Below are 6,838 nucleotides of genomic sequence, written 5' to 3'. Positions count from 1 at the left end.
AGTGTTTTGATTTGAGTTGCAAAATCCGCTAAAATCCACGCAAGTGTATGAATAACAGCTACTTAAACAAAAAATCGCAGTTTTTTGAAGGTGAGCCTTTTGTTTTTAGCCCCTTAAATGTGATCGGTACCCGCGGCGCTTCTCCGCTGGACTCTCTGATCGTTTATGCGGATGGTGTAAAAGTACCGGCGGACAGCCTGCTGTTCGGAGGAACTGCCGTTGGCGGCAACCCGATCGTATTGATCGGTGAAGAGAAAACTACCTTCAATACCGAACTGATCATCAAGACGGCGGATCAAGGAACCAAAACCTATACCATCGAACTGAAAGATGAGAGTGGCGCTTCGGTAAGTACGACCTTTGACCTGACGGTACTGGTAGAATACACCGCAACTATCGTGAATAACCGGGATGGTCAGAATCTGGGTGGACTGGATATGGATACCGGGAATACAGTAGCCTTCAACTCTCCACTGGCGGAGATCCGGGATAAAGGGATCAACATCAACCTGCCGAATGCCCAAAACTGGTACCAGCAGATCCTGCCGGTGAACGGCGCCGAACTGCGCGTGCCGGATCTGACCGTATCCGAGAACTTCTCTTATGACAATGCCGTTACGCGGGCGATCATCGTGGCCGCTTTTGATTCCGGTATTGCCAAAACGGAGAGCGATCCGGTGCAGCAGGGCGATCTGTTCCTGGTGAAAAGAGAAGATAACTACTACCTGATGCAGTGTGTCAGCGTAAACGTTACGGCCAACAACAATAACGATTTCTACGAATTCAACGTGAAACAGGTGATCGGTAAGGATTAATTAATCTAAGTTGATGTAACTTAGGTAGAGAGTATAGAGTAAGGGGTAGAGGGATTACCTATCGTTAAAATGGAGCAAATCGCTCAGTTTAATGGTTGCAGTCTTTCTACGCTCTACAATGCAAGTATCGAATCTTGAATTAATTAATCTTTGGTAGCGGCTATCCGCCATACCGCATACCTGGAATAAAAAATCCCGGATCCTCCGACAGGAAGATCCGGGATTTTATTTTAGAGGTACCGAGCACCGGTACCGGGTGTTTTAGAACTTGTTAAAGAAGAAGTCCTTAACACCGGTGCAGTACGGCTTGTGCGTACATTTCAGAGCGTGCTCGATCACCATTTCATCATATTCCTGGTATTTAACCGTTGCTACGTCCGGCACCAGGCTTCCTTGCGGAAACAGGAGCAGTTGACGGGCATCGGAAGATACTTCCCACTGACCGTCCTCCACAATGGTGTAGGTGGAACTGCCCAGTTTTTTGGTGTACGTACCGTCGGCGCGGAATTCGAAGCTCAGGATAGCTCCTTCCAGGCGCTCGTTGGGGTTGCCGTCCATGGCTACCAGATCAAACGGATAAGTGGTGTTTTGCCACTTGCCGGTCAGGCTGGCTTCGAGGCGCATTTGAGCCTCGGTCTTCGGTTCGGCGGCAGCAGTGTCATCAATGGAAATTTCCGTAGCGGCCATTGCGGTCAGTGAGCCATCCAGGCCTTCGCAACAGTTTTCGGAATTTGCGTTTGCCCAAATCGGGATTAATGCCAATAAGGCGATAATTAACTTTTTCATCCTTCAGGTTTTTACAGTCGGGTTTAATAATTACTGGGTTCAGGGAACGCTAAAAATGTTATTTGAAATTCTTGTGGCGTCGTGGGTGATTTAATTCCCTAAAGCAGTATTTTTAACAGTCGATTCTTATTTACAAAGACAAAATTATATTCTGATAGTTGCATTTGTCAAGTTTATTTCGATAATTTTTCGTTAAAAAACGACGAACGGATAAAATCTTCATCAGGTAGGCCCATCAGAAATGCCGTTTGGGCCGAAAGCGGGCAAAGTTAGTTTGTCATTCCGGAGGCAAAACCTCCTTTTCGCTCACAAAATTTGGCGGCGGCCGTACAAAAAAATCTTTGTTAAAATATGCTGTTAAAAACCCGCGGGATCGTCTTTCGGGCGATCAAATATTCCGAAACGAGTCTGATCGTGGATATTTACACCGAAGCACGTGGCCTGCGGAAATATATTGTCAGTGGAGTCAGAAAAGCGAAATCATCGGTCAGTGCCGGTCTTTTTCAGGTGATGTCCCTGGTGGAGATCGTCGCCTACGAGCGGGAAGGGAAAGATCTGAACCGGCTGAAAGAGATCCGACCGGCTTACATCTTTACCGGAATTCCTTTCGATCTGCGCAAGGGCGCTGTCGGACTTTTTATGGCGGAGGTGGCCCGAAAGACTATCCGGGAATCGGAAGAAAATCCATCGCTGTTCGACTTCTTCTTTCGCTCTTTCCAACACCTCGACCAGACCGACCAGCCGGTAGTCAATCTGCATCTCCATTTTATGCTGGAGCTTTCTACTTTTCTCGGTTTTACGCCGGGAGGAGATCACACGGAGGAAACGCCCTATTTTGATCTGCAGGAAGGGGTGTTTGTCGGTGAGACGGGGAGCCATCCCTATTTTCTGGAAGAATCACTGGCCGTTTACCTCTACCAGTTGCTGGAATCATCGATGGAAAGTAGTCACGGTGTAAAGATCGGAAGGGAAGAGAGAAGGAAACTATTGCTGAATCTGCTGGATTATTATCGACTGCACCTGGAAGGGTTCCCGGAAATTAATGCGCATTTGATCCTGCAGGAGGTTTTTTAAACGTGTTAAGGTGGAAATGTGCTAAGGTGTGAAAGTGTTGGTGTGTTGAGGTGTGCCGTTCGGCACTTGAACACTGCAACACACCAACACTTCAACACGATCACAATCTATTTCACATCATCGGCGATTTCGGCATCCTTCAGGATGTACATCAGCCGGTTGATATCCGAGGAGTTCAGTACGAGTTTGCCGCGCAGCACGATGGGCTCGGCGGTATACTTGACGGGTTCGTTGGAGAAGACCTCCATAACCGTTTCCGGTCCGGCGCCGCCGCAGAAAAAACACATGTTGTAGGGATAGGCGGAGAACACAAATTCCTTATGGCTCTTGTAACCTTCCACCGGAATGATATAACCTTTGATGACCACTTCCTTATCCGCCAGGGCCTTTACTTCTTCTCCGAAAACGGGAACATCTACTTTAAAGCCCAGCATTTCGTCGTATTCCTTGCGGAAGGTGATCTTGGATAGCGTCGTCCAGATGTTGTCGTCCTTGGCCTGGGCACTGAGGCTTACCGTGGACAGGCAAAGTGCTCCGATCAATAAAATCGCTATTTTCTTCATGTGTTTTATTATTTAAGACAGTGTTTGAACGGATATTGTTTATTTATCCCGGATCGCTTCCAGCAATGCCTGGGTGGCTGCGTAGTTCTCGCCCTCCGATTTGGCAATGGCGATGGCCTGTTTGGCCGTTTTGATCGCCTTTTTCTTTTCGCCGAGTTTGAAGTACAGTGCCGCTAAGGTATCGTAATTATAGTAACCGGGCTCCAGATCTACCGACTTCTTGGCCCAGTTTAACGCCAGTTTAAGATGATCGGGATCGTCCACCATTTCGAAGAAGTTCCAGGCGGCGTTGTTGAGTTCCATAGCGTCTTCGGAAGAATATTGTTCCAGGTATTTGGCGGTTGCGTTCAGGTATTTCTTCTGATCGCCGGCCATACGGTAATAGTCAATCCGGAAACGGGCGGAAAGTTTATCGGCCATATCCGGATAGGCACGTTCGTAGAGACGGTCTACCTTTTCCAGACTGGGCAGGTTGCTGCGATCTTCGTACAACTTCTGGCTGACCATCTGCTGCAATTTATTGATCACGGCGTCCTTGCCGAACACCATCTCGAATGATTCCCGGTTGTTGGCCAGGTATTCAAAAAGCTGGGAGTCGATATCGTCGGCCACCATAAAGAGCAATTCCATGTTCTCCATGGTCGACCAGTCGGACTGCGTTTTAAAATAAGCTTCCAGCGCTTCCATGTGCTTCCCGTCCATGGCGTTGGAATGGGCCATGGCTTTTTTCAACAGAAAATCGGGATCCCTTTCGCCGGCCTCGTAGCGCTCGATCAGGCCCACCAGGTTCAGTTGCGGATCCATAGCGACCTCGCTCATGGCGATCAGCTGATCCGAGCTCTGGTACCCGACGATACGGTGTACCACTTCCCCGGCGCCATTGATATACAGCAGCGATGGATAGGCGCGGATATTGTATTTTTTGGCCAGTGGGCGGCCTTCCTCGCTTTCCATGTCCAGTTGTACATTGATGAATTCCTTGTTGTACAATTTGCCGAGCTTTTTATCGGGAAAGACGTCTTTGGTCATCATTTTGCAGGGACCGCACCAGGTGGTGTAAGCGTCCAGGAAGATGAGTTTATCTTCCTTCTCGGCCTTTTTCAGGAGTTTTTGCCAGGATTCGTCAACAAAGTGGATGCCATCCTGAGCCGGCGCACTAAACGCCAGAGGCAGTAATAACAGCAAGATGTATTTCTTCATACTTAAAGTCAATGTTTATCGGATGTTCAGATGATCCGCGCTGCCAACTGGGACGGCAAGCGATTGGTTTTATTTTATAAATAACTGGTTAGAAAATCTTTTGGTTGAAAATGGGTTATGATTAGGTTGTTTGAAATTTAGGACGTAAGGATAGACTAAAGGACACTATTTCTCCTGTTCTTCTTCCAGGTCATCGTCATCCATACTAGGGGGCGGAGCATCGTAGGAAACGTCCAGATCGTTCAGTACGGCGTCCAGTACGGGATCCTGCCCTTCGATATAACCTTCCTTGAGATCGTGGCCGTAAAGCCCGCCGATGAGTTTCCAGTAGGTGGCGGTCAGGCCGCTCCGCAGGTCCTTGATCAGGAAATACATGGGGGTGTCGAGTTCTTTCTCGATCATTTTGATCAGGATCATGCCCTGGGTTTTGGTCAGGTCCTTGAGGGGATCGGAAAATTTATCTTTCATCTCTTTCTGGAGGTCGCGGATGTGTTTTTTGCGGGCCCGTTTCTTCATATCCTCGGTCTCATTCTCCAGCTCACGGAAAATGCGGATCGCTTCTACCGCGTAGGGGTAAACCTTGAGCGCATAGCGGCGGTAGCGGCGGAAACGACGATATTCTTCGTCGCTGTTGAAACTTCTGGGCGTTGAGACGGTTACATCATCAAGGCTGGCCAGTATGAGCGTATCCCCGCATTCATCGATAGTGTAGGGGAAGTAGCGTTCGCCCACCCGGGTATAACCGGTGTTGTTCTGGGCGGATAGCCCGAGTGCCGTTAAACAAAAAAAGAAAAATAAATATCCAGCTTTCATGGTTTTTATTATTATCCTGCAAATGTCGGACTTTTTTCAATCCTACACGCTTAATTATGCGCCCCGGAGGTAAGAATTTTGATCTATAGTCCTCTGAGTGCTAAAAAATTAGACAACTTCCACTATATATAGACGCAATTTGCGGCAAAAAGTTATGTATGGGGGATGATTAAAGTAGTGTTAAAGAGGTTAAACGGGTGTTAAGGCACTATAAACTGCACGCTATTGGCGATCGGTCATTTGGTTAAAAATCGGCCTTAAAAGGGATGAACCGGTTCGATGTGCTGATGGGAAACAGTCGCATAAAGTGCATTAACCCAAAGTCTGTTATCAAGATACTAAAATGGATGCTAAGTCACAATTTATCCGGCAATTTGGCGAAAGCCTGGCTGCGGGCAGCTTCGTGAAACTGACCCTCAGCAAGCCCGATAGAGCGGAAGAAAGAAAAAATATATTCCTGCGGCCCGTATTGATCCGCGAAGCGCCCATGGTGGCTTTTACGCACCGGTATCCGCAACGCGATGAGGTCAAGAACCACAGTTGGGAGGAAGCGGCGGCAGAGCTGGAAGCCAGTTTGGGCAATGATTTTCTAAAAGCGGACCTGTTTACGCTGGAGCAGGACGTGAGTTTGCTGTACAATAAGAAACGCAAATCCCGGCTGTTCACCCAGGCCGCTACGCATTCCGAATTACCCTCCAGGCAACACGACCGGCAGAAAAATCGCCTGCTGGAAGCGGACGGACAGGTCTATCTGCGGGAAATGGGCATCACGGATCAGAGCGGCAAGGTGGTGAAGAGCGGACAGAAAAAATACCGCCAGATCAACAAATATATCGAGATCATCGACAATCTGCTGGAGCAGCATCCGATATCCGGACAGCCCCACGTAGTGGATATGGGATCGGGAAAAGGCTACCTGACGTTTGCGCTGTACGATTACCTGACCCGGGTGAAGAACTGGAAGGCCCGACTGACGGGTATCGAACTGCGTCCCAAACTGGTGCAATTCGGGAATCAACTGGCCCAAAAGACGGGCTTTGACGATCTGGAGTTCATTTCCCAGGATATCAACGACTATGATCCCGAGCGGATCGATATGCTGATTGCCTTACACGCCTGCGACATCGCCACCGATCTGGCCATCGCCAAAGGGATCCACGCGGGGGCAGAGATCATCGTAGTTGCTCCCTGTTGCCACAAGCAGATCCGCAAACAGATGAATTGTCAGACGGATATGCAGGCCATCCTACGGCACGGGATATTGGAAGAGCGACAGGCTGAACTTGTCACCGACGGTATACGTTCCCTATTATTGGAGTACAGTGGTTACCGGACCCGGGTGTTTGAGTTTATCGATACGGAACACACCCCGAAAAACCTGCTGATCGTAGGGACCAAGGCCAGCCCGGATCCCGAAGCCCTGGATCGGGTGCAGGCCATTAAAAAGGATTTTGGGATTACGTATCATTACCTGGAGAAACTACTGGGAATTGCGTAATTTTGTGCCATCCGGCAACGTTAATCCGGTTGCCGTCCCTAACCTTTCCTAAAAAACCAGGTACCCGGCGCCGGATACCTGCCATCGGC

At 48.9% G+C, this 6,838-nt stretch carries 7 protein-coding genes; 3 read left to right on the top strand and 4 right to left on the bottom strand.

From position 1 onward, the window contains the following. Nucleotides 1-47 precede the first annotated feature (47 nt). Entirely contained in the window at nt 48-815 is a 768-nt protein-coding gene (locus CRP01_RS35930; RefSeq protein WP_099154927.1) for a hypothetical protein, read from the top strand. A 261-nt stretch (nt 816-1,076) separates the two neighbouring features. Here the strand turns inward: CRP01_RS35930 and CRP01_RS35925 are convergent, their stop codons facing one another. Further along, nucleotides 1,077-1,601: a hypothetical protein gene (locus CRP01_RS35925; RefSeq protein WP_099154926.1), complete on the bottom strand. Its 525-nt coding sequence runs from the start codon at nt 1,599-1,601 to the stop codon at nt 1,077-1,079. Nucleotides 1,602-1,952: 351 nt separating this feature from the next. On the opposite strand from CRP01_RS35925, the gene recO reads away from it, so the two are divergent. Beyond that, nucleotides 1,953-2,675: a DNA repair protein RecO gene (gene recO, locus CRP01_RS35920; protein WP_099154925.1), complete on the top strand. Its 723-nt coding sequence runs from the start codon at nt 1,953-1,955 to the stop codon at nt 2,673-2,675. A 107-nt stretch (nt 2,676-2,782) separates the two neighbouring features. On the opposite strand, the gene CRP01_RS35915 is transcribed toward recO, so the two are convergent. From CRP01_RS35915 to CRP01_RS35905, 3 genes are all read right to left on the bottom strand, one after another. Beyond that, nucleotides 2,783-3,238 carry a hypothetical protein gene (locus tag CRP01_RS35915; RefSeq protein WP_099154924.1) on the bottom strand — a complete coding sequence of 152 codons (456 nt, stop codon included), beginning with the start codon at nt 3,236-3,238 and terminating at the stop codon, nt 2,783-2,785. 39 nt (nt 3,239-3,277) lie between these two features. Continuing rightward, nucleotides 3,278-4,438, bottom strand: a complete 1,161-nt coding sequence (locus tag CRP01_RS35910; protein ID WP_099154923.1) for a thioredoxin family protein — start codon at nt 4,436-4,438, stop codon at nt 3,278-3,280. Nucleotides 4,439-4,603: 165 nt separating this feature from the next. After that, entirely contained in the window at nt 4,604-5,251 is a 648-nt protein-coding gene (locus tag CRP01_RS35905) for a DUF4294 domain-containing protein (RefSeq protein WP_099154922.1), read from the bottom strand. A 343-nt stretch (nt 5,252-5,594) separates the two neighbouring features. Between CRP01_RS35905 and CRP01_RS35900 the strand changes: the two genes are divergently transcribed. After that, on the top strand, nt 5,595-6,749 hold the full coding sequence (locus CRP01_RS35900; protein WP_099154921.1) for a class I SAM-dependent methyltransferase: 1,155 nt from the start codon (nt 5,595-5,597) through the stop codon (nt 6,747-6,749). Nucleotides 6,750-6,838 lie beyond the last annotated feature (89 nt).

The organism is Flavilitoribacter nigricans DSM 23189 = NBRC 102662, assembly GCF_002646595.1.
Lineage (GTDB): Bacteria > Bacteroidota > Bacteroidia > Chitinophagales > Saprospiraceae > Flavilitoribacter > Flavilitoribacter nigricans.
This window is presented reverse-complemented; position numbering and strand designations above follow the sequence as displayed.

Bases quoted from the DNA above. Each gene is read 5' to 3' on its own strand.
- CRP01_RS35925 (WP_099154926.1), bottom strand. From the start codon at position 1,601: ATGAAAAAGTTAATTATCGCCTTATTGGCATTAATCCCGATTTGGGCA.
- CRP01_RS35910 (WP_099154923.1), bottom strand. From the start codon at position 4,438: ATGAAGAAATACATCTTGCTGTTATTACTGCCTCTGGCGTTTAGTGCG.
- recO (WP_099154925.1), top strand. From the start codon at position 1,953: ATGCTGTTAAAAACCCGCGGGATCGTCTTTCGGGCGATCAAATATTCC.
- CRP01_RS35900 (WP_099154921.1), top strand. From the start codon at position 5,595: ATGGATGCTAAGTCACAATTTATCCGGCAATTTGGCGAAAGCCTGGCT.
- CRP01_RS35915 (WP_099154924.1), bottom strand. From the start codon at position 3,238: ATGAAGAAAATAGCGATTTTATTGATCGGAGCACTTTGCCTGTCCACG.
- CRP01_RS35905 (WP_099154922.1), bottom strand. From the start codon at position 5,251: ATGAAAGCTGGATATTTATTTTTCTTTTTTTGTTTAACGGCACTCGGG.
- CRP01_RS35930 (WP_099154927.1), top strand. From the start codon at position 48: ATGAATAACAGCTACTTAAACAAAAAATCGCAGTTTTTTGAAGGTGAG.